General features: G+C 58.7%; 17 protein-coding genes. 14 read left to right on the top strand and 3 right to left on the bottom strand.

Annotated elements, in window-relative coordinates; genetic code table 11:
- Positions 1 to 12 precede the first annotated feature (12 nt).
- The 7 genes from NE637_RS02635 (at position 13) to NE637_RS02605 (ending at position 11876) form a co-directional block, all read left to right on the top strand.
- Entirely contained in the window at positions 13 to 1623 is a 1611-nt protein-coding gene (locus NE637_RS02635; RefSeq protein WP_227117968.1) for a FliH/SctL family protein, read from the top strand.
- A 6-nt stretch (positions 1624 to 1629) separates the two neighbouring features.
- A complete protein-coding gene (locus NE637_RS02630) occupies positions 1630 to 3147 on the top strand; it encodes a FliI/YscN family ATPase (RefSeq protein WP_256267569.1) in 1518 nt (505 codons plus the stop codon).
- A 166-nt stretch (positions 3148 to 3313) separates the two neighbouring features.
- Positions 3314 to 5941: a PEP/pyruvate-binding domain-containing protein gene (locus NE637_RS02625; RefSeq protein ID WP_227117967.1), complete on the top strand. Its 2628-nt coding sequence runs from the start codon at positions 3314 to 3316 to the stop codon at positions 5939 to 5941.
- A complete protein-coding gene (locus tag NE637_RS02620) occupies positions 5941 to 7644 on the top strand; it encodes a sensor histidine kinase (protein ID WP_192112021.1) in 1704 nt (567 codons plus the stop codon). Before NE637_RS02625 ends, NE637_RS02620 begins: the two co-directional genes overlap by 1 nt.
- Before the next feature lie 50 nt (positions 7645 to 7694).
- Positions 7695 to 8072 carry a response regulator gene (locus NE637_RS02615; protein ID WP_192112020.1) on the top strand — a complete coding sequence of 126 codons (378 nt, stop codon included), beginning with the start codon at positions 7695 to 7697 and terminating at the stop codon, positions 8070 to 8072.
- A gap of 1 nt (position 8073) precedes the next feature.
- Positions 8074 to 10686 carry a PEP/pyruvate-binding domain-containing protein gene (locus NE637_RS02610; RefSeq protein ID WP_215648887.1) on the top strand — a complete coding sequence of 871 codons (2613 nt, stop codon included), beginning with the start codon at positions 8074 to 8076 and terminating at the stop codon, positions 10684 to 10686.
- A 212-nt stretch (positions 10687 to 10898) separates the two neighbouring features.
- Complete coding sequence (locus NE637_RS02605) at positions 10899 to 11876, top strand: 2-hydroxyacid dehydrogenase (protein WP_215648885.1); 978 nt, start codon at positions 10899 to 10901, stop codon at positions 11874 to 11876.
- Between the two features lie 170 nt (positions 11877 to 12046).
- Here NE637_RS02605 and groL read toward each other — a convergent pair whose 3' ends face one another.
- The 3 genes from groL to NE637_RS02590 all read right to left on the bottom strand — a co-directional run bounded on the left by groL (position 12047) and on the right by NE637_RS02590 (position 17489).
- The gene (gene groL / locus NE637_RS02600) at positions 12047 to 13699 is read right to left on the bottom strand and encodes a chaperonin GroEL (RefSeq protein ID WP_192112017.1); all 1653 of its coding nucleotides are present in this window, start codon (positions 13697 to 13699) and stop codon (positions 12047 to 12049) included.
- 42 nt (positions 13700 to 13741) lie between these two features.
- Positions 13742 to 14029 (bottom strand): co-chaperone GroES, encoded by a 288-nt coding sequence (gene groES / locus NE637_RS02595; protein ID WP_022659228.1) that lies wholly within the window; start codon positions 14027 to 14029, stop codon positions 13742 to 13744.
- A gap of 382 nt (positions 14030 to 14411) precedes the next feature.
- Positions 14412 to 17489 (bottom strand): hypothetical protein, encoded by a 3078-nt coding sequence (locus tag NE637_RS02590; protein ID WP_215648883.1) that lies wholly within the window; start codon positions 17487 to 17489, stop codon positions 14412 to 14414.
- Positions 17490 to 17715: 226 nt separating this feature from the next.
- Here NE637_RS02590 and NE637_RS02585 point away from each other — a divergent pair, with 226 nt between their 5' ends.
- The 7 genes from NE637_RS02585 (at position 17716) to clpS (ending at position 23104) form a co-directional block, all read left to right on the top strand.
- A complete protein-coding gene (locus tag NE637_RS02585) occupies positions 17716 to 17979 on the top strand; it encodes a hypothetical protein (RefSeq protein WP_215648881.1) in 264 nt (87 codons plus the stop codon).
- A gap of 770 nt (positions 17980 to 18749) precedes the next feature.
- The gene (locus tag NE637_RS02580) at positions 18750 to 19322 is read left to right on the top strand and encodes a PDC sensor domain-containing protein (protein ID WP_256267568.1); all 573 of its coding nucleotides are present in this window, start codon (positions 18750 to 18752) and stop codon (positions 19320 to 19322) included.
- An 11-nt stretch (positions 19323 to 19333) separates the two neighbouring features.
- The gene (locus NE637_RS02575) at positions 19334 to 19951 is read left to right on the top strand and encodes a GGDEF domain-containing protein (RefSeq protein WP_227123226.1); all 618 of its coding nucleotides are present in this window, start codon (positions 19334 to 19336) and stop codon (positions 19949 to 19951) included.
- A 217-nt stretch (positions 19952 to 20168) separates the two neighbouring features.
- A complete protein-coding gene (locus NE637_RS02570) occupies positions 20169 to 20474 on the top strand; it encodes a hypothetical protein (protein ID WP_227117964.1) in 306 nt (101 codons plus the stop codon).
- Positions 20475 to 20767: 293 nt separating this feature from the next.
- Positions 20768 to 22111 carry a DNA repair protein RadA gene (radA, locus tag NE637_RS02565; RefSeq protein WP_227117963.1) on the top strand — a complete coding sequence of 448 codons (1344 nt, stop codon included), beginning with the start codon at positions 20768 to 20770 and terminating at the stop codon, positions 22109 to 22111.
- An 11-nt stretch (positions 22112 to 22122) separates the two neighbouring features.
- A complete protein-coding gene (locus NE637_RS02560) occupies positions 22123 to 22764 on the top strand; it encodes a class IV adenylate cyclase (protein ID WP_192112011.1) in 642 nt (213 codons plus the stop codon).
- 19 nt (positions 22765 to 22783) lie between these two features.
- Positions 22784 to 23104 carry an ATP-dependent Clp protease adapter ClpS gene (clpS, locus tag NE637_RS02555; RefSeq protein ID WP_022659235.1) on the top strand — a complete coding sequence of 107 codons (321 nt, stop codon included), beginning with the start codon at positions 22784 to 22786 and terminating at the stop codon, positions 23102 to 23104.
- The last annotated feature ends 5 nt before the right edge of the window (positions 23105 to 23109 follow it).

Raw genomic sequence — 23109 nt, 5'->3', positions numbered from 1 at the left:
TCGGAATCCGGCATGGCGTCAGACGAGTTGCGCAAAAAATGGGGCACCATCTTCATGGGCGAGCGCGAGGCAACACCTCAGCAGCTTGACGCCATGCAGGAACCCTTGCTCCGTGAACGCGCCCAGCACCTGCAGCAGGAGGACTATCTTGCCCGGGTGCGCGCCAGGGCCGAGGAACGCGCGCGCGAGATTCTAGGCGCAGCCTATGCCGAAAGGCAAAAGGTGCTGGAAGAGGCCGGGGTCGAGGCTCAGGCCCGTGTGGAGCAGTTCACGCGCGAAGCGAAAGAGCTGAAGGCGCAGGCGCAGGCAGAACTGGCCGAGGCCGAGGCAGAGCACGGCAAGGCCCGCGACCTGCGCGAAGAAGCCGAGTTTATCCGCGGCAACGCGCATAATGAGGGCTTTCAGGCGGGCATGGAGCAGGCCGGGGCCGAGCTTAAGGAGTTCCGCGTTGATGTGGGGCAGATGCTCGGCAACATGCTGCGCGCTCTTGAGGCGCAGCGTCACAACCTTGGCGAAGCCTGGCGGGATGAACTGGCAGAGCTGGCCCGCGTGGCCGTAGAGGCCGGAACCGGCTGGATTTTGCAGGCAGAGCATCAGCGCATTTTGCAAAGCCTGGTCTTTAGTTCCCTGCAACTGCTGGAAGACCGCGCCACCGTGAGCATCCGCGTGCACCCCGATGACGAGGACACTGTGAGCGACCTGTTTCGGGCCGCCCGCGAGCGTGTGCCCGAGTTGAGCCAATGGATCGTGAACGGCGATCCTTCTGTTGAGGCTGGCGGCCTTGTGGCCGAGAGCGTCAGCGGTTCTGTGGAAAATCTGCGCGAACATTACCGCGAAATGGTCAACGGCATTCTGGAGCATCTGACCTTGCCGCCGCGCCCCGAGGAAGAAAGGGCGGGGGAAGAAGTGAGCGCCACGGCTGCGCGTGAATCTGAGCGGTTGACGCAAATCGTGCCGGAAGCTGCACCTGTTGCGGAGCCAGAGCCTGAACTGCCCGTTGAGCCTGTCGATACGATGGGCCAGCCGGAACTGTTGCCAGAACACTTGCCAGAACATCCGGCAGAAACTCTGGCTGAAGCCTCTCCGGAATCTGGGCCGGAATCCGGGCAGGAATTTGCGCCCGAATCTGCACCAGACATGGCCCAAGATACGCAGCCAGAGCAGGCCTCCTTTGCCGGGCAGGCTGGCGCTGGTCTCGCGCCCGACGAAATTTTGCCCGCATCCGGGCCTGCTGGCACGGTTGCTGCCGCTGAATTTTTTGAGCAAGGGCAGGAGCCTGCGCCAACTGATGCCGCAGTTCCTCTTGCCAATGCCTCGCCCGAAATGATGCAGGACTCCATGCCAGAACCCGGAGTCCAGGCAGAGGCGCATCCTGCGGAATCCTCCCCGGCTCCGATGGCGCATCCTGATGCTGGTGTTGAAGGGCAGCCCGCACAGGAGCAGACTCCGGAACCTGCCCATGTTCAGGCAGCGGAACACAATGCCAATCCCAGCCTTGCCGAGCTTGAGGACGAGCTCTTTCCCCTGCCGGAAGAGGAAAAGGAACACGTCTCGCAATCTTCTTCCAGCGTCTTTGTCAGCGGGGGCTTTCTGCCCGGCTCGGGCAACGGCCAGCCGGGATAGCCAGCCATGAAGCTTGACCCAGATTCCTGCATAAAGCTGCTCAAAACAAGCACCCCCGTGCGCCTCTTCGGCAAGGTCAACAAGGTCGTGGGCCTTGTGGCCGAGGGCAGCGGTTTGCGCGCCCCCCTTGGGGCCGTGTGCCACATGCTGCCCGATGAAGGCGATGACGGCATTGCCGCCGAAGTTGTGGGCTTTCGCGAGGGTAATCTGCTGTTCATGCCTTATGGCGATATGCGGGGCATCCGCCCCGGCAGCCGCATCCGCAACACAAGTCTGCCCCCGGTGTTCCCGGTGGGGCCGGATTTACTGGGTCGCGCCTTCGACGCCTTTGGTACTCCGCTGGATGCTGGTGCGCCCATAAGCGCGGAACTCTACGTTTCGCCCCTGCCAGTGGGGGAAAGCTCCAGAGAAGACTTTTTTCGCCAGCAGGAAGAACAGCGCCCCTTTGTGCCCCACTGGCTTGAGGAGGCCCGCAAGCACTGGAATCCCGAGCTGGTGCCCATCTATGCCGATCCGCCAAGCCCCCTGCAACGCCCGCGCATTACGGATATTCTTGATGTGGGCGTGCGCTCGGTCAACAGCCTGCTTACCCTTGGCAAGGGGCAGCGCGTGGGCATCATGGCCGGTTCGGGCGTGGGCAAATCCACGCTCATGGGCATGATGGCCCGCTACACCCGCGCTGATGTCAACGTCATTGCCCTCATTGGTGAACGCGGGCGCGAAGTTGTTGAATTTATGGAGCGCGACCTCGGTCCCGAGGGCATGGCCCGCTCTGTTCTGGTTATCGCCACATCAGATCAGTCTCCCCTTGTGCGCATGCGCGCGGCTTACGCAGCCACGGCTGTTTCGGAATATTTCCGCGACAAGGGTATGGACGTGCTGCTGATGATGGACTCCGTAACCCGTTTTGCCATGGCTGCCCGCGAAGTGGGGCTGGCCGTGGGCGAGCCGCCCACCACCAAGGGCTATACGCCTTCAGTTTTTGCCCAGTTGCCCAAGCTGCTGGAGCGGGCGGGGCGTTCCGCCAAGGGAACCATCACGGGGATTTATACCGTACTTGTGGACGGCGACGACTTTAACGAACCCATCGCCGACTCCGTTCGTTCCATCCTTGACGGGCATATTGTGCTCACCCGCGATCTGGCCGACCAGGGGCATTTCCCCGCCATTGACGTGCTGCGTTCCATCAGCTGCCTGCGTTCCGACATCTGCGACCGGCAGGATGTTCTCGCGGGCCGCGTTGTCACCCGCTGCATGAGCACCTTCCGCCGCGTGGAAGACATGATTAACATCGGCGCCTACGCCAAGGGCTCCAATGCGGAGATTGACGCGGCAATTGCCAAGATGCCGGACATCAACGCCTTTTTGCGGCAGGATGTGGGCGAACCCCAGTTTGTGGAGCAGTGCATGGCCCAGATGCGCGCTCTGGCTGATATGGACGATGGCCAGCAGGGCGACCCGCAAGGCAATCCGCAGGGCGGCATGCCTGTGCCGCAACAGCCCAACGGCGTTGCACCGCTGTAGTTTTATCCATAATTTTCTTTTCCACATTTGCTTTTTTGAGAATGGGAATTCTGTCACATGCGGCTTGAAGGCGGCTTGGTGCTGTGCTAGGTTCAATGTGTAACTGTTGGCGCTGCGCGGTTTTTCGCGTTGTCGCAGGTTTACAGCCTTATCTTGTGGAGCCGCCATGTCCCTGAGCCGTCTGTTGGGCTTTTTAACGCGAGGCGCCCGCCGGGGCGACGAAGCAGTTTCCTCTTCTTCCGTCAGCGCGGCGGAGGAAGCCCAACGCTTTTTTGCCTTGCGGCACCACTCCTTCCGCCTGTTTCTCACGGCATGGAACGCCTTTCAGGAAACCATGACCGATCTGGAATACACCCTTTGCTGCGATCATCCCTTTGGCCTGTACCGTGTGCGGGCGCTCTGCACCTCCATGGCCACCCAGGTTTTTCAGTGCATCAAGCAGCTTGAGCGGCTTGACCCTGCGCCTTGCCCGGCCCTCTACGCCCGTTTTGGCGAACTGCAAAAGCTGGTGGCGGAAGAAGTGTACGAGCCGGAAGCCTGCCTGCTCGGGCCGCTGGTTGTACCCCTTTGCCAGGACGATGCCGGATGCCTGGCCGCTCTGCAAAGCGAGGGCAGGGTGCTGGTGGATCCCGCAACCGCCCGGCTTGAGAAACTGCGTCCTATTTTTCCCGGTGCCGTGCCGCAGGGATTTGTGGTCACGGCTGCTGGGTGCCAGCACTATTTTCAGAGCGGCGATCTGCAAAGCGAGATCAACCGCTGCATTCAGGCTGCTGGCGGCCTGGCCCCCAACCATCTGGCGCGGCTTTCCAAAAAGCTGGGCGCGCTGGTGGAGGGAACCCCCCTGCCGGAAGACCTTGCCTCGGCCATCCTTGAGCAGGTGCAGCGTTTGCGCGGCCTTTGCAACAAGCCCATGCAGCTCTTGCTGCGCGGGCGCGTATGGCCGCCTGCCGCGGGAGAGGGCGAAGGATGCGGCGTTGTGCTTTGGGGGCCGCCTGTTTCGTTGCAGGCGCATGACGATGATATTTTGCGCGCAGTGCGCGTAACCCTGTCCAGCAAGCAGCGCGCTCAGGCTCTGGTGTACCGCCGTGCGCGCGGGCTGACAGAAGGAGGGGCTGGCGTCTGCCTCACCTGCATGGCGGTGGATGAGGGCTGTTTTGGCGGCATTGCCCAGTCATCCGCGCCATTGACCCCGCACAGCGAAAATGTGCATGTCTACGGTTGTGCGGGTTTGCCGCAGGAGGTGGAATATTCCACCATGCCTGTTGACGCCATAAGTGTTTCGCGCGCGGCGCCGCACACGGTGACAGACCGCCGTCCTTATAAAGCCAAGCGCCCGGTGCTGGACGATGCCACCGCCATACGCGCCGCAGAGCTTGCCCTCGCGGTGGAAGAAGCCGCTGGAAGGCCAGAGGTGCTCACCTGGGCATGCAACCCCGAAGGCCAGGTTTTTATGCTCATGGCGCGGCCCATGTCTTTGCCGCAGGAGGAAGAGCCCGCCTTGCCGGAGCCAGCGAGGGCGCTGGACGATGCCCTGCTGCTGGAGGGGGGATTTACGGTCAATCCGGGCCGCGTATCCGGCCCCGCCTGGGTGGCACGCCGCTGGGAAGACGCACGCAGGTTTCCTACAGGCGGTATTCTTGTGGTGCCGGACGACAACTACATCTGGGGTTCGCTCATTGACCGCGCCGCCGGGATTGTGGCGGAGCGCGGTTTTCAGGGATCGCGTCTGGCTTCGCTGGCGCGGGAGTTCGGCAAGCCCGCCGTCTTTGGCCTCAAATGGGCCACGGAAGTGGTGGAAAGCGGCCAGCGCATCACCCTGTGCGCAGACCTGTGCACCGTGTACGAAAACCGGCAGGATTCCCTGTTGCCCAAGGTACCTCCGGGCAAGGACTACATGCCCGGCAGCCCCGTATACCAGATTTTGCAAACCGCCTCCCGCCGCATTCTGCCCCTGACGCTTGAGGTGGACAGCGTAGACTTCAAGGCCGCCAACTGCGCAACATATCACGACATTGTGCGCTATTGCCACGAAAAGGCCGTGAGCGCCATGTTCAGCCTTGGTTCGGAAAAAAAGTACGCGCCGCAGCGCATCAAGCAACTGCGGGACAAGGTGGTCAAGCAGTTCTGGGTGGTCAACCTCAGCGATGGCTTTGTGCGTACTCCCAACGGGCCTGTCATTGACGTGGAAGACATTGCCTCGCTGCCTATGCTGGCCTTGTGGCAGGGCATGAACGCCCACCCCTGGCAGGGGCCGCCGCCTGTGGACGGCAAGGGTTTTTTATCTGTGCTTTTTGAGGCCACAGCCAATCCCAATCTGGATCCAGCCGCGCAGACGGCGTATTTCACAGAAAAAAATTATTTTCTTATCTCCAGCGATTATTGCAGTCTGCATTCCCGCTTTGGCTTCCATTTTGTTTCGGTCGAGGCGCGCCTTTCGGAGCGCACCAGCGAGAACTATCTGAATTTTCAGTTGCGCGGCGGCGCTGCCGACATTGAGCGCCGTATTCTGCGGGTGCGCTTTGTTGCCGATATCCTTTGGGAATTCGGCTTTTCGCCTGTTGTGCGCAATGATGCCGTGAGCGCCACGCTCAAGGATCTGGACAAGGAAGAAGGCGAACGCCTGCTGGCTGTGGCAGGGTATATGACCATCCACACCCGCCAGCTCGACATGATCATGCAGGACCCAGGCCAGGTTGCGGCCCGCCGCCAGGAAATGCTGGCCCACTGCCGGGCGCTTTTCAGGGGAGAATCCCTGGCTGGCGTTGCTGATTCTCCATCCCAGGAGGCCCGTTAATGTCGTCCACCGTGCCTGTCCCACACAGAGGCTACAGGGCCATATACCGCCGCTTGCTGATAACGCTGCTGCTCATGGCGCTCACGCCGCTGGCGGCTCTGGGGATGTTTTGTCTGGACAGGCTCAGCGCCATCTATGACGAAAAAATCACCGCGGGCATCGAGGCTGTCATCAGCAGCAAGCACCGCGCCCTTGATACCTTCATGGTGGAGCGCATAGCGCAGGTCAAAAACCTGGCCTTCACCCACCCGTATTCTGATCTCAGCAATCCCGCGCGGCTGAGCGAAATTTTCAGCGTGATGCAGAGCAACAGCCGTTCGTTTGTTGATCTGGGCATTATCGGTATGGATGGCCGCCATGTTTCCTATGTGGGGCCGTTTGACCTGCGGGACGCCAATTATTCCGAGGCCCCCTGGTTCTCGGAAGTGCTGCGCAAGGGCGTGTACGTCAGCGATGTATTCATGGGCTACCGCCATGTGCCGCACTTTATCATTGCTGTGCTGCGGCACGAGGGCGGGCGCACCTATATCATGCGCGCCACCATCGACATGGACGCCATTGACGCCCTGCTGCGGCGCATATACTCAGGGCCGCACAGTGATGCCTTTATCGTCAGCAATACTGGCGTGTTGCAAACAGGCTCGCGATTCTATGGCCCGATCATGGGTAACTTTACCCTGCCGCAGGAGGATCTGACCCGCAACAACGTGGTGACAATGCGCAAGGTCATTCCCAGCGGGGAAGAAATGCTGGTGGCCTTGATGCGGATGGATTCCATGCCCTGGGTGCTGGTGGTCATGGACGATGTGCGCGACAGCCTCAAGCCTCTGCGGCAGCTCAAGGCGCTGATACTCTTTTTTACCCTGCTTGGCGGCGCGCTGACCTGCATGGGCGCGGAGCTGTGCACCCGGCGGCTTGTGGCTTCTCTTGAAGCCTCGGATCAAAAGCAGGCCCACATTGACGCGCGCATGCTGCAGTCAAGCAAAATGGCCGCTCTGGGCAAGATGGCGGCTGGCGTGGCGCACGAGGTCAACAATCCCCTGATGCTCATTCAGGAAAACGCGGGCTGGATACGCGACCTGCTGGACGATGAAGACCCGTCAACCATGAAAAATTACAAAGAAATTTTCGATAGCACGGAGAAAATCGAACAGCACGTCAAGCGCGCCAAGGGCATAACCCAGCGCATGCTGGGCTTTGGGCGGCGCATGAATCCGGGCCGCACGGAAATTCTTATCAGTTCCCTGGCCGATCAGGCCGTGGAAATGCTCAAAACCGAGGCCGCCAACCGCAATATAGCCATTGTGCGGCAGTACGATGCACATGTTCCCGTAATTTTGTCCGACCCGGCCCAGCTTGAACAGATATTCATCAATGTGATAGACAATGCTATTGATGCCATGGGCAAGAACGGCACCCTGACCGTCAGCACGCAGCCCTGGCGCAATGGAGTGCGTGTTTCCTTTACTGACACTGGGCCGGGCATGGATCAGGAAACCCTGCGGCAGATTTTCGACCCCTTCTTTACCACCAAGAAGGTGGGCGAGGGCACGGGGCTTGGCCTTGCCATCTGCTACACCATTCTTGAAAAACTCGGTGGGCGCATAGACGTGCAGAGCGAACTTGGGCATGGCACCACATTCAATATTTTTCTGCCTGCGGAACCGCCGCAGCTCGCGCCTGAAGAAAGCGCAGAAGCATAATACCACTAGGCGGCCCCAATGGGGCATGCTGCCATATGAAGGAGGCCTCCATGCGCGCATTGTTTGTGGACGACGAAGTGGAATTTCTGGAACTGATGGAAAAACGCCTTACCCGGCGAGGTATGGAAGTTGTAACCGCCCCCGATGGCCAGTCGGCCCTTGATCTGCTGGATCAGGCCCTGCAATCGGGCGAGATGTTCCAGATTGTGGTCATGGATGTGCGCATGCCCGGCATGGATGGTCTGGAAACCCTGCGCCACATGAAGGAAAAAGCCCCCAATCTGCCCGTTATCCTGCTTACGGGGCATGCCTGCATGGGCGTAGCCGTGCAGGGGCTTGATCTTGGCGCGTATGACTACATGCTCAAGCCCGTGGCCATCAGCGAGCTGATTATCAAGATGGAGGAAGCGGCCCGGTCCGCTATGTGACATGACGCTGCTCGACTGCCTGCGAAAATGGCTGGGGCGCGATGGCTCGGATGAGCCGGACGCGGAACAGCTTGCGCGTGAGGAGGCTTTTAAGGCCCATCTGAGGGAGCGTTGCGCGCGTTTCCGCCGCTTGCTGTCGTCCAACAAGACAGCCCTTGAGGCCATGAGCGATGTGGAGGAGCACCTCTCCGGAGCGCGGCCCTTTGGCATGGATTACGTGCATGCCGTGAGCACTCGCGCCGTAACGGCGGTTTTTCAGATGGTACGCGACCTCAACGCGCTTTCCGATGAAGGCTATGAGCCTTTGCAGCAGGCCTTTGACCGCATTCGTGAGCAGATGCAGAATCTGCTTGAAGATCAGCCGCATCAGGACGGCCCCAATATCATGCCGCTTGGCGATATTCGCCTGCATCACATCACCCTTGTGGGCGGCAAAATGGCCAATCTAGGTGAAGTGGCGGCCCACGCGGGGCTGGACGTGCCGGACGGTTTTGCCGTGACGGTCAGCGCCTACTACCGCTTTATGGAATACAGCGGCCTGCACAGCGAACTGAACCGCCGCATTCAGGCTACGGATATGCACAGTCTGGATGAAGTTTTCAGCCTTTCTGCGGCCTTGCAACAGGCCGTGCTCAGTGCGCCACTGCCGCCGGAGCTGGAGCAGGAAATTACCGAGGCCGTGGCCGCCATGCAGCGCCGGGCCGGGCCGGGCCTTGCCCTTGCCCTGCGCAGCAGCGCCGTGGGCGAAGATTCGCTTGGTGTCTCCTTTGCCGGGCAGTACCGCTCCGAGCTTAATGTGCCGCCGGAAGAAGCCTGCGAAGTCTGGAAAGAAATTATCGCCAGCAAGTATGCCGTGACAGCCATGAGCTATCGCTATCAGCACGGCATCCCAGACGATGCTGCGCCCATGTGCGTGGGTGTGCTTGCCATGGTGCCCGCTGCCGCTGGCGGCGTGGCCTACAGCAGGGATCCTGTTGCTGCCGCGCGCGGGCAGGAGCAGGTGCTGCTCAATGCCGTGCCGGGCCTGCCTCAGGCCGTGGTGGACGGCGCAGTTACCCCCGATGTTTTTATTTTTACCCGCACCAATCCGCCGCAGCCCATAAGCAAGACTCTTGCAGGGCTTGCTGGCGTGCCAGCCAGCCTCACGGATGCGCAGGCCGCAGACCTTGCCCAGGTTGCGCTGGCGCTGGAAGAATACTACGCCGAGCCGCAGGATGTGGAGTGGGCGCTGGATTCCCGCAACGGGCGTATTGTGGTGCTGCAAAGCCGCCCCCTGCACGAGGCGGATGCCGCCACGGAAAACCGGGCCGATGTTGCTGACGGTGCAGCGGTGGGGCCGGGCGAGTGTAAAATCCTGGCGGAAAATCTGCCCGAAGGCCTTTCCATGCTGGCTTGCGGGGGCGTTGCCGTAAGCCCCGGCGTGGGCATGGGGCCTGTGTTTGTTGCCCGCAAGGAAGCGGACATGCTTTCCTTCCCCAAGGGCGGCATTCTGGTAGTCGAACGGGCCTTGCCGCGCTGGGCACCTCTGCTTTCCCGCGCATCCGGCATGGTCAGCGAGACGGGCGGCATGGCGGGCCATCTGGCCTCTGTGGCGCGCGAATACCGCCTGCCAGCCGTGTTCAGTCTGCCCAACGCCTGTAGCCTGCTGGACAACGCCGGGGACGCCACGCTGGATGCCGTGCGCTGCGCCGTATTCGCGGGGCTGAATCCCGAGCTTGCCGCACAGGTGACGGAGCCGCCCAATCTCATGGAAGGCAGCCCGGTGCATCAGCGGCTTGAGGCCCTGGCGACCCTGATGGTTCCCCTGCATCTGCTGGATCCGGAATCGCCGGAATTTGCGCCGGAGCATTGCCAGACCCTGCACGACATCACCCGTTTTTGCCACGAAAAATCCGTGCAGCTCATGTTTGAGGAAGGCTCGGACGTCAACCAGCGCATGGGCAAGCAGCTCAAGGCCGGGGTCAAGCTTCAGTACTGGATTGTGGATATGGGCGGCGGTTTCAGGCGGCATGTGGGCGGCGCGGTGGTGGATATCGCCGATATTGCCAGCACGCCCATGCTGGCGCTGTGGGACGGCATGGTGGCCGTGCCCTGGGCCGGGCCGCCAGCGGCTAGCGCCTCGGGCTTCATGAGCGTGATGCTTGAAAGCACCATGAATCCGGATCTGGAAAGCACTGCGCCCAATGCCATGTCCAACAAAAACTTTTTTATCATTTCTGATAATTACATGATTCTGCAGGCCCGCTACGGCTATCACTTTTGTACGGTGGAAAGTCTGGCTGGCGCAAATAATCACGAAAATTTTGTGAGCTTCCAGTTCAAGGGCGGTGCCGCTGACCGTCAGCGCCGCCGCCTGCGCGCCCGCATGGTGGCCGACCTGCTGGAGGCGCATGGCTTCCGCGCTGATGTGAAGGACGATTCGCTCTTTGCCGTGGCGGAAAACTTCCCCGCTGCCGATATTCTGCAAAAAACCCGCATGCTCGGCTACCTGCTCATCCACACCCGGCAGGTGGACATGATCATGCTGGAGCAGGAGCGCGCCGCAGCCCTCAGGGAAAAGCTGGGTGGCGACATGGCCTCGCTGCTCGACAGGCCTTTACCGGCGGGCAATTAGAGTTTTTTTCAGCATACGTTCAAGGTGCTGCCTTCCAGAGAAACCTGTACGCTGGCTATGCCTTTGCGCCGAGTGCGGCCCGCGCCCGCCCCTTCATCTTCCTTGCCATTACATTCCTAGCTGTTTACTACAAAAACAGGCGACTGCGCTGGACTATCCGGCGGGTTGCGCCTCTGTTTGTCCTAAGTTTTTCGTATTCTGGAGTAGAGTTCATGATCAGACCAAGAATTTTTGTTCCGCGCACGGTGGTGCCGGAGGCGCTTGAATTACTGCAAACCCGCTGTGATGTGGAGATGGGCCCCGGCGGCGGTTTGTCGCACGAAAAACTGGTTGAAGCGGTACGCGGCTGCGACGGCGTTCTTTCGCCGGTGGTGGCCTTGCCCTCGGATGTCATTGATGCCATGGCCCCGACCTGCAAGATCATTTCCTGCTTTGGCGTCGGCTTTGATCATGTGGATATTGCCGCTGCCACCCGCAACGGCATATGGGTGACGCACAATCCCGGCTTTGTCACCGATGACACAGCTGATATGGCCTTTGCGCTCATGCTCGGCGTGGCGCGTAAACTGCGCGCTTGCGACACCTTTGTGCGTAGCGGAGAAAGGCCCTGGCCCATGACGGTCAACCTGGGCTTACGCGTTTCTGGCAAAACACTGGGCCTCGTGGGCAGCGGGCGTATTGCGCAAGCCGTGGCAGCCCGGGCTGCAGGCTTTGGCATGTCGCTGCTCTACACCGCGCGTCACCGTAACGAGAATTTTGAGGCCAGTACGGGCGCGCGCTACGTCAGCAAGGATGATCTGCTGCGGCTGTCCGACTTTGTCAGCCTGCACATGCCGCTGACGCCGGAAACGGAAAAATATATCGGCAGCAGGGAGCTTGAACTCATGCAGCCCCATGCCATTCTTATCAATACAGCGCGTGGCAAGGTTGTGGACGAGGCCGCTCTTGCCAGCGCCCTGAAAAACGGCGTGATAGCCGGGGCCGGGCTGGACGTGTTTGAAAACGAACCGCTGGTGCTTCCTGCTCTCTGCGATCTGCCCAACGTGCTGATGACGCCGCACAAGGGGGCGGCGACCATGGACGGATTCAGAAACATGGGGCGCAGCAGTGCGGAAAAGATTTTTGCAGCCCTGGACGGCAAGTTGCCCGCCAACTGCCTCAACCCCGAAGCACGGCAAGTATCAAACTGATTTATTTTGAAATTTGTTGAGGGAGGGCGGCTAAAACCTCGGGATTATCGGCGCGGGCAAGCCGCAGCCTGCTCCTGTTTTCTGGTTGCGCCGACTTTGTCAGCGCAACAAAAAGGCTCCCGCTTTTGCGGGAGCCTTTTTCATCTAAACGTATGAGCCGTAGGGCTGGCTTAGTACATGCCGCCCATGCCACCCATACCACCCATGCCGCCCATGTCGGGCATGGCAGGAGCAGCGCTCTTGGGTTCGGGCTTTTCAGCAATGGCGCATTCGGTGGTCAGCAGCAGGGAGGCCACGGAAGCGGCGTTTTGCAGGGCCGTGCGGGTAACCTTTTTGGGGTCGATAACGCCAGCCTTGATGAGGTCTTCGTATTCGCCGGTGGCGGCGTTGAAGCCGAAGCCGTCCTTGCCCTGGCGAACCTTTTCGACCACGATGGAGCCTTCAAAGCCGGCATTGTGGGCGATCTGGCGCAGGGGTTCTTCAATGGAACGGCGGATGATGTTCACGCCAGCAAGTTCGTCGTCGTCGGCGGGCTTGATGTCGTTCAGCACCTTGGAAACGCGGATCAGCGCAGTGCCGCCGCCAGGCACGATGCCTTCTTCAACGGCAGCGCGGGTGGCGTTCAGGGCGTCTTCAACGCGGTCTTTCTTTTCCTTCATTTCCACTTCGGTGGCCGCGCCCACATGCACAACGGCCACGCCGCCCACGAGCTTGGCCAGACGTTCCTGGAGCTTTTCGCGGTCGTAGTCGGAGGTGCTGTCTTCGATCTGGGCGCGAATCTGCTTCACGCGGGCCTTGATGTCGTCGCCCTTGCCGGCGCCGTCAACGATGGTGGTGTTTTCTTTGTCGATGACGATGCGCTTGGCGGTGCCAAGTTCGGCAAGGGTCATGTTTTCAAGCTTGGAGCCGGTGTCGTCAGAAGCCACCTGGCCGCCGGTCAGCACGGCGATATCCTGAAGCATGGCCTTGCGGCGGTCGCCGAAGCCGGGGGCCTTCACGGCCACAACCTGCAGGGCGCCGCGCAGCTTGTTGACCACCAGGGTGGCAAGGGCTTCGCCTTCCACGTCTTCAGCGATGATCATGAGCGGACGGTTCACCTTGGCAACCTGTTCAAGCACGGGCAGCATGTCTTTCATGCTGGAGATTTTCTTCTCGGTGCAGAGGATGTAAGGATTGTCCATTTCGCAGACCATCTTTTCGGTGTTGGTCACGAAATAGGGGGAGAGGTAGCCACGGTCAAAGCGCATGCCTTCCACCACGTCCATGGTGGTTTCCAGACCCTTGGCTTCCTCAACGGTGATCACGCCTTCCTTGCCCACTTTGGACATGGCTTCGGCGATGATGTTGCCGATGGTGGCATCAGAGTTGGCGGAAATGGTGCCGATCTGGGCAATTTCCTTCTGGTCGCGGGTGGGCTTGGCCAGGTTGGACAGCTCGGCGATCAGGGCTTCAACAGCCTTGTCCACGCCGCGCTTGATGGCCATGGGGTTGCGGCCGGCGGCCACAAGCTTGGTGCCTTCGCGGTAGATGGCCTGGGCCAGAATGGTGGCGGTGGTGGTACCGTCGCCAGCGGCGTCAGAGGTCTTGGAGGCCACTTCCTTGACGAGCTGGGCGCCCATGTTTTCGAACTTGTCGGTCAGTTCGATTTCCTTGGCCACGGTCACGCCGTCCTTGGTGATGACGGGAGCGCCAAAGGACTTTTCAATGGCGACATTGCGGCCCTTGGGGCCGAGGGTCACTTTAACGGCATTGGCGAGCTTGTCGACGCCACGGGCAAGTTTTTCACGGGCTTTAACGTCAAAAAGAATTTCTTTAGCGGACATTGGAAATTTTCCTCCTGAAATATAATTCGGCAGCAGTGGGAGCTAGTCAATAATGGCGAGAATGTCTTCTTCGCGCATCACAAGGTGATCAACGCCGTCCAGCTTGACTTCGGTGCCAGCATACTTGTTGAACAGCACCATGTCGCCCGCTTTCACAGCCAGAGCGACGCGTTCGCCATTTTCCCCAGCCTTGCCGGGACCGGCAGCAACAACCTGACCCTTGGAAGGCTTTTCCTTGGCCGTATCAGGGATAAACAGGCCACCGGCGGTCTTTTCTTCGGATTCAAGGCGTTTGACCAGCACACGGTCGTTAAGGGGCTTCAGCTTCATGACGTCAAATCCTCCCGGAAATGATATTATTATTGTCCATCTAGGACGCAGCAGCGGCCGCATCGCTGTGGCCGCGCTGGAAATATTGCGCGTTATGAACCGAAGCCAGTTTCACTTCGCTTCAGTTCCGCACCGGCATAGAAATAAGACGCGCTCGGAGCTTGAAAAGGGGTTTGGACTGATTTTTTTACTTTTTTTTGCAAAAAAATAAAAAATCAAACAAATCCAGCATGTTGAACTTAGCCCCGCTCCGGATGCCTTTTTCTCTGCGGCGTAACCGCGCTCAATACTTTGGGCAAGGAGCACTACCGGAGGCAGGGCGCGCAGTCAAGCTCGACTTGCCCGGATGCCGGTTCCTTTTTGGGTTTTGGCCCATGCCGGGTCAGCACAGGCAGGGGGATGTTCCAAGTTTTGACCGCGCCTCGCGGCGGAGTTCCTTCACATAGGTCCTGTTGTTTTGCAGATAAAAAGCCAGTGCGCGGGCAAAATCTTTTTTCAGCAGGCCCTCAAGAATGAGGGTGCTGATTTCCCGTTCAAGCGAGAGCAGGGCGTGCATGCCAATGACAATGCGCCGTTCCTCCTGCGGCAGGGCGCACATCTTGCGCCAGAATACCTCACGGGCGCGGGGCTGATAATACCACATGTACATCATGTCCAGAAGATGCGTTACTATTTGCCGGGCTGCTGCCCGGTCTTTGCCGTACAGCATGCGCCAGTATTCCGCAGGGTCTTGCAGCATTGTCTCAAGGTCTTTGCTGGGGAACAGCAGTTCCTGTCGCGTCAGGCTTTTGTATATCTGCGTAAACTTGCTGTCGTAATCGCATTGCCGCATGCGCAGATACATGTTGCGATCGGCAAAACCTTCGATAATAGATGCCACCATGTCGGACGAGCACTTGGAAACAATGGCCGCGCAGTTCTGCATCAGGTTTATGGGATCAGGCAGGTGCATTGCGGTAAAGCAGAGCAGCAAACCTTGCCCCATGAGCATGGACAGCGGAATGGAAAGCGCGCTGCGAAAAAGATTGCCGACTATGGCTTCCTTTGGCAGGCCCCGGTAAATGTTGTGCCCTGAAATATAGGCGCTGTTGATCATGGCTATGACTGTATAGACTGCAAGCGCGTTGTCCTGCACTGTCAGACCCATGAAGTCCTGCAAGAGCCACAGGCGCACCACAACCTCAAGCAGCGGAACGGATATGCCCGTGTAGAACAGCGAATCGGCCATGCGGCTCCAGCTCACATAGCGTTTCCACGGCACAAGCACAGAACGGGTAAAGGCCCCGCCGCCCACAACCGCCTGTCCCACGTTGCGCACCGCGGTAATGGCAAACCATATGAGCGCGCCAAACCACGTGAGCACCCACCAGCCGTCCACGTAGCTGAAGGCCCACTGCGCGGGCAAAAAACCAGCCAGAATTTTGAGAACATTGACAATGTCGCTGTTCATGTATTCTGGCGACCAGAAGGGGATTTCCCCTTTTTCCGGGCCGGGCGTCTGCTGCATTTCGCGGTTCACGCCCTTGGCGTCAACGCCGCCCAGGGTCACAAGGTTGCCATCATGCCCCACGCTGGTGGTATTTTTTTCAAGGCCCCAGCCGCGCACCCGGTGGCAGCCCAGATTCCCAAGGCCGGGAATGCGCCTGAGCAGTCGCTGCCACCATGGTTGCGGCTGTGCTGGCTCATGGTAGTGCGTGAATCGGTAAATATCCGTATGTACGGGCAGGGTGAGCCGCAGGGAGTTATCTTCGCTGCGCAGGGCGGCACGGGCCTTGGGAGGCAGCGTTTCCACAAACACAAGCCCCATGCCGTGCGTGTGGTGCGAGCGACTGGTGGAATCTGTGCCGATGCGCGAACCCAGCGGCGAAAGCGCATAAAATTCCTGCAACTGCGGTATATGCCCCAATATCTCCTGAAACAGGGGAATGCGCGCAGAATCCTTGGGTTCCTTGCTGATAATGCTGCGGATGACCTGCTTGAGGCGCGGGGTGCTGCCCTCGTTGACGGCCCTTTGCAGTGTGTTGATTTCTTCCACATGGGCAAGCTGACCGGCTGTCCATTCGCGCAGGTTAAAAAGCTCGAGGTGGGTAATGCGCCCACGGCCCAGCCACAGCAGTTCCAGCACGTCCTGTTCCGTCAGCCCTGCAAGATTGAGCACAATCTGACAGGGATGCAGCGGATAGATGTTTTCCAGCAGAAATTCCGGCGACTGCTGCAAAATAGCGGGCAAATCCTTGTGCGGCTTGTAGGGGAACACGATTTCCGGGTTGGCCTCCGGGCCGAGCCAGTCATCGCGCAGCATGTCGGGCACCATGTCTGTCAGTTCCGTCAGGCTTTCGCGCAGCTTGGCGGCACGGGTGGAATTGGTTTCTTCAGCCAGGGCTTGGCGCAGGCGTTCGCCGCGCAACTGCCGCATGGGTTCCAGATGATGGTAAATAAATTCGGCAAGATGTAGCGAGGACGGCTGCTTTTGACCCACATAGGCAAGAAAAGCCTCTTCCTTGATAGGCTCCGGCGCGGGCATATCCCAGCGGGCAGCCAGCGAGGCTGCGTGCCTTTCGTTCCAGGCCCGCAGGAGCTTGAGCACGTAGGCGCGCATCCAGTCGTTGACGGGCGCGTACTTGCGTAGCGCGTCTGTGATGTCCTTGCGGTGCAGCAGGTTGTCAAAAGCCCTGGATGTTTCGGTATTGAGCGGCGACCAGGTAAATTCCACCAGTTTGTCGCGGAACGTGGCCTTGAACTCAATACCTATGCGCACCGTAATGTCCATGATGCGCGCAGCGCGCAGCAGTTCCTGAGCCGCCTCCGGGTCAACGGTATTGTAGTAGATTACCGTCAAAAAGCGGATGCCCTTGATCCACGCATCCATGACCAGATGCGTGGGGTTTTTGCGGCCCTTGGTGTTGGCGTCGTGCACATGGTGGTCAAAGGCGTGCTGGTTCCATTCCTCCGGCATTTCAAGCAGGTGGTATTTGCGCAGCAATGCCCGCACAATGCGCGGCGTACCGCGCACTGCCTGATGAAATTCGTGCGCGAGGGGCAACTGGCGGCTGGCGTCGTTGTGCGAACGCACGAGGTCTTTCATGATCTGCACCAGCACGCGCGCTGTATTGTTTTGCAGCGAAGAATGCGTGGAGTACAGAACCTCGTCGTGCAAGCGGCGCAGAGCCTGCAATCTTTCGCTGGGGCCGCCAGCCTCCAGGCTTTCCAGCAGCACGATAACAGCGCTGGCAAGGCGCAGGGCGTGCGAAGATGTCATTTCAATGATGCCGTGGGGGTGCAGGCCCGGTTCGGGCTGGCGCAGGGCGTGATCCTGGGCGCGGGCGTCCACAAAGGCGTTCACCATCTGGATGAGCTTGTGGTCCTGCCTGTCAAACAGCAATGAAGAAAACTTCCGGTGCGCGTGTTCGCGCCCATCGGTTGAGGAACCGTTGGTAGTGGTACTTGTAGAACTGAGCATGTATAGTGTCGGGAAAAAGTGCTTAAAGATATTTGCAGCGGCTGCATGCCCTGCAAGCTGACCATATTTGGTTATGATGCAGTGCAAGTGCGCGAAAGTCCAGCGTCATGTTTCTGCCATCGGGCATGCGCTCAACTGCATTGATAAAAAGGCCATACTGCCGTTAAATGGCAAAAAGCAGTCTCCTGCGCGGATGCCCGCTCCAACCAGTTACCCCGGAGGATGTATGTACCAGCAAACCAACGATCTGGCCGGAGGGCATGTGTTCGCCTCGGCCCAGGAAATGATGGACTGGCTCGAAAAGGCCATGGCTGACAATATCCGGAATAACAAGGATCAATACCGGTTTGAGGCTGATCCTTATGCCTATGTGGTCAACTATGCCGCTGCCGCCGGTCTTGAACTTGACGATGCGCAACTGGGCGACATGCAGCGGCGTGTGGCGCAGTGGGCAGAGCAGCACTTTGCCGAGAATATGACGGAAGAATAGCTGCCTTTTCTTTTACTGCTGGCTGCTGCGGTGATTGCAATGCAAAGCGTGGGATATGACCAAAAATTTCACGTGCTTTGCACTGATATTTGCCGACAGCAGTCAGCAATATTTCGTTGATTACAAATTTTAATCCGTTACTGAAAACTGATGGTGCAGGTTGTATTGGTATGTCAGTTGCAGTATTTTAGAATGTTACGTAAAACCGTACACAGTAAATGTAATTGTTTTACTGAGGTTATAAAAATTTTATGTGCAATGGTTGCATTTTGGGGTTGCCAAACGCGCATAAATTGATGAAGGTGCTGGAGGTAATTTTTTTACGACAAACACAAGGGAATATGGCTTGTGGATATGGTTTTTTGTATATGAAATCAATGTTCGGACTGCTCAGAACGCAAATTGAAGAACGTCCAACTCGAGCAATATTTTTGCTTTGGTCTTTATCGCTTCCTGTTGCTGCATTATTTTCACTGCTTGTAGCGTTGCACTGGCGTTCAGAAAGTTTGACAGTTGCAATTGATGAAGCAGAATATTCTTTGTCGCAACGTGTTCAACGCGTTGCGGAAATGGCAGACCTTAAATTTGATACAATAAGAAAACTTACCGTACTTCTGGCTACAGACTCACGCATTATTGCCGCTCTGAAGGGAGAAGGGGATTTTGCGGAATGCACCCGCTACCTGCAGAGTGTGGGGGACACGCTCCGGCTGCACCGTGCGTTTTTGCTTGATAAAAATGGTGTGTGCGTTGCTTCCAACGATGCGGGAATGCCCAAAAATCTCCTTGGCGTTAATCTTGCCGACCGTGATTATTTTATCCGCGCCATGGCTGGCGAAAGTTCCGTGCAATTTGTTGTAGGACGGGTTTCAACAATTCCCGGTTTTCATTTTTCTGCGCCTGTCAGCGGGCCTGATGGCTACCTTGGCGTGGCTGTGCTCAAGGTTGATACGGACACGCTTGCGCAGCAGCTTTACCTGCCCACGGGTTTTGTTACGGACAAGGCGGGCGTGGTGGTGCTCTCCGATTCGCCGGGGAACATGCTGCGCGTCGTGCCTGGCGAGAGTGCCGCCTTGCTTGCCCCGGCCAAGAGTCTGCTCCGCTATCAGCGCGAAAGTCTTGAACCCATGTATCTGCGCAAAGTGGATGTGGACGGCTACGATGCATGGGAGCTCAGCCCCGGTGGCCCCCCCTACTTGTGCAAGACTGTCCGCATAAGTAAGGAGGGCCTCAGTGTATACGGCTTTGAGGGCCTTGGCCCTCTGCTGGCCGACCTTGCGGAAAGCTTCCGCATGCACCTTGCTACCACGTTTATTTTTTTGTGCTTGGCTTTGCTGTCATAATCGGTACCACAGTGAACCTGCTGCGCGACAGGTATCTGCGCAAAACCTTGCAAAAACTTAATGATACCTTGCGGGTTCAGGCGCAGCATGATTCCCTGACCGGGCTGCTCAACCGCAGAATGTTTGATGAAATGGCCGAGGCGTGGTTTGCCCAGACATTGCGGCTTGGCGTGCCTTTTTCGCTGGTGCTGTTTGACATCGACCATTTCAAGCGACTGAATGATGCCTTTGGGCATCAGGCCGGCGACCATGTTCTGCGCGAAATCGCCAGATATGTGAGTATCCGCCTGTCCCGCCGGGGCGACAGGGTTTTTCGCATCGGAGGGGAGGAATTTGCCGTGCTGGCCAGTGCGTCAGAGGAGCGGCAGATCGTTTCCCTTATGGAAAAGATCCGAAAGACTGTGGAGGATATGCGCCTCCAGCATCCAGATGGGGCAGACAAGGTTGTAACCATCTCTTTGGGCGGTTTACTGGTGCACGACTGTTGCAATATGTCGTTTGATGAAGCTTTCAGAAGAGCTGACGAAGCGTTGTACAGCGCAAAGGCTCAGGGGCGCAACCGCAGCATATTGGCAGACAGTTGCAGCGAAGAAGAGAATACGGACTGTTTGATACGTCCTCATTCCTGACACAGCGCATTAATGCGCTCTCCATTACGCAGTTTTTCGTGCTCAAATTTCCAGCTTTGCGCTGGTAATCCATGCAGTTGCGATCATGCGGCCCGCAACGCGGCAATATTCTTCTTTTTGCATTGACTTTGAATTTCTATTTCATATAATGGAGCCTGTTGCCCTCAATAGGGCCGCACTGTTTACCGCCGCAAAGGCACACAGGAGAACAGGTAACATGTATAACCGTTTTGGAACAACGCAGGAAATGATGATCCAGACCGTTCAGGAAAATGGAACGGAGGCTGTGCTCGCCATCGACAGCAGGGGCCTGTATCTGACCACCGCCCAGTTTGTGGGACGCCCCATTGCCGACCGCAACCGCTATAGCGGCGTGCGCAAGGATGTGCCTCAAAGGCTTGCCGCACTGGGGCTGGATGTGGATGCCCTGATGGCCGCAAACCAGCACCGCATTCAGGTGGAGACCGTCTCCGCCAAGAAGGTCAACCCCCTCAAGGCTTCCAAGCGTGGTTCCAAGGGCTAACCTGGAGCAACTGCCAAGTTTGCAACTATCCTTACTCCAGAGCTGGATGTGGCTGAAAATACCCACCTGCTCCGGTTGACGCCACAGGCCGCGATTTTACGGCTGTATACCATCGCCCGTTGTTGACACGGCTGCCCGTACCGGGATCCGTTCAACAGCGGGCGCTGCTGTTTCAATCCCGCCTGAGTTTCCTTCATCGCGCAAGCGTTGCAGGGCGGATCGGCAGAGGGGAGGCGGCATGGCCCAAGCGCCCACGCCTTGCGCCCTGTGTACTTTTTCCGTAGGCTTTATTCATGTCGAAAACACGTGAAATTTATATATGCTCTTCTTGTGGCTCACAAACCATGCAGTGGCGTGGGCAATGCCCCAACTGCCATGAGTGGAATACGCTTCAGGCGGCTGTGCAGCCCAAATCCGCCCCCGGCGGCAACAGACCCCGCGCTGCTACGGATTCCTCCAGCCGCCCCATTGCCTTGCGGGATGTGGAAGATGCCGGACACGCGCCCTACGGCAGCGGCCTGAAAGCCCTTGACCGCGTTCTGGGCAAGGGCCTTGTGCCCGGTGCGGCAATACTGGTGGGCGGCGAGCCGGGCATCGGCAAATCAACCCTGCTGCTCCAGGTGGCGGGGCTAGTGGCAGCGCAGGGCAGGCGCGTGCTCTATGCCAGCGGGGAGGAATCCCTGCCGCAGATCAAGGGCCGGGCCGAGCGCCTCGGCATGCTGGATCATAACCTCATGGCCATTGCCACCTCCCGCGTGGAGGACGTGCTCGAAGCTGCCAATACCGCGCCGCCAGCCCTGCTGGTTGTGGATTCGGTGCAGACCCTCACAAGCCTAGAGGCCGATGGCCTGCCGGGCAACGTCAGCCAGGTGCGGGCCGTGGCAACAACATTGCTCGAGGCTTGCCGCCGCCTGTCTTGCACCCTGGTTCTGGTGGGGCACGTGACCAAGGACGGTGTGCTGGCTGGCCCCCGCCTGCTGGAACACATGGTGGACACCGTTATTTCGCTTGAGGGCGACCGCCGCCAGATGTTCCGTCTGTTGCGCGTGTTCAAAAACCGCTTTGGCCCCAATGAGGAACTGTTGGTTTTTCGCATGGAAGCCTCGGGCATGCAGATTGTGGACGATCCTTCCACGTTTTTTCTAGGTCAGCGCGATCCTTCGCTATCCGGCACTGCCGTGGTCATGGCCGTAGACGGGCAGCGCCCGCTGGCAGTGGAGGTGCAGGCCCTTGTTTCCCGCACATTTTTGAGTATCCCGCGCCGCGCCGCCCTTGGTTTTGACGTGGCCCGCCTGCATTTGCTGCTGGCTGTGCTGGAAAAAAGGCTCAAGCTCAACTTTGGTCAGGTGGATATTTACGCCAAGGTGGGCGGCGGCATGAAGCTGAGCGAGCCGGGGCTTGATCTGGCGCTGGTGGCTGCGGTGCTTTCGTCGTATTATGATGTTCCGCTGCCGGAAAAGAGCGTGCTGTGGGGCGAGGTTGATCTCAACGGGCAGGTGCGGCCCGTATCCGCGCAGGATTTGCGCCTCACGCAGGCGCGGCGGCTGGGCTTTGATCCCATTGTCCACCCGGCTGTGGAGCAAGGCGGCATTAGCACCATAGCCGCCTTGCAGCAAAAACTGTTTCATCGCAAGTAAAGGCGGCGGTTATGGGCCTTGAGATTGAACGCAAATATCTGCATGTGAATCTGCAAAGCCTGCGGCAGGCGCTTGTGGACAGCGGGGCGCACTGCCTTGGCGCGCATTTTGAGTGCAACTGGGTGTTTGACACTGCCCAGGGAACGCTGGTCACTGGCGGCAAGCTGCTGCGTTTGCGCAGTCAGGAATGGCAGGACAAAACGCGCCACCTGATCACGCTCAAGCTGCCCGCCACAGAAGACGGCGGCTTCAAGGTGCGCGAGGAGCGCGAAACGGAAGTTGCCGATGGCGCTGCCTTGCGTGGTATTCTGGAAGGGCTGGGCTATACGGTGGCGGCCCGGTACGAAAAAGTTCGCGAGCCATGGCGCATGGACACCGTGGAAGTGGAGCTGGACGCGCTGCCCTTTGCCCAGGTGGTTGAACTGGAAGGCCGGGCGCAGGATATTGCAAGGGTCGAGAAGCGTCTGAACCTTGACAATGCCGAAATAAGCATCAAAAGTTATCATGAGCTGCATCAGGAATGGTTGCGGCAAAACAACAAGCCGAAACAGCTTTCCTTTGTGTTTGACGAAGCGCAGAGGGCGCACTGGCGCACAGTGCTGGGCCTGACCGACAAGGCCGATGTCAACACGGATTCTTCGCGGCAGAGCTGAAACGTCTTGGGAGCCATGCATGTCTTTTATCCCCGACAATCAAACCAGCGGCGACAGCCGCGTAATCGTGGAAAAAAAACTCAAGGAACCGGATCGCTACCGGGTACTCCTGCACAATGACGACTATACAAGCATGGAGTTTGTGGTGTCGGTACTGTGCGGCATTTTCCACAAAACCGCCGAAGAAGCCACGGCTATCATGCTGGCGGTACACCAGCGCGGGGTAGGCCAGTGCGGCATATACACCCTTGAAATAGCCGAGGCCAAGGTTCGGCGTGTGCACAACACGGCGCGGGCGGCAGGGTATCCCCTTAAATGCACCATGGAAAAAATCCATTGAGATAA

The organism is Desulfovibrio desulfuricans (assembly GCF_024460775.1).
GTDB classification, from domain to species: domain Bacteria; phylum Desulfobacterota; class Desulfovibrionia; order Desulfovibrionales; family Desulfovibrionaceae; genus Desulfovibrio; species Desulfovibrio desulfuricans_E.
The sequence above is the reverse complement of the archived record's forward strand: the minus strand, read 5'-3'. Positions and strand labels throughout refer to the sequence as shown.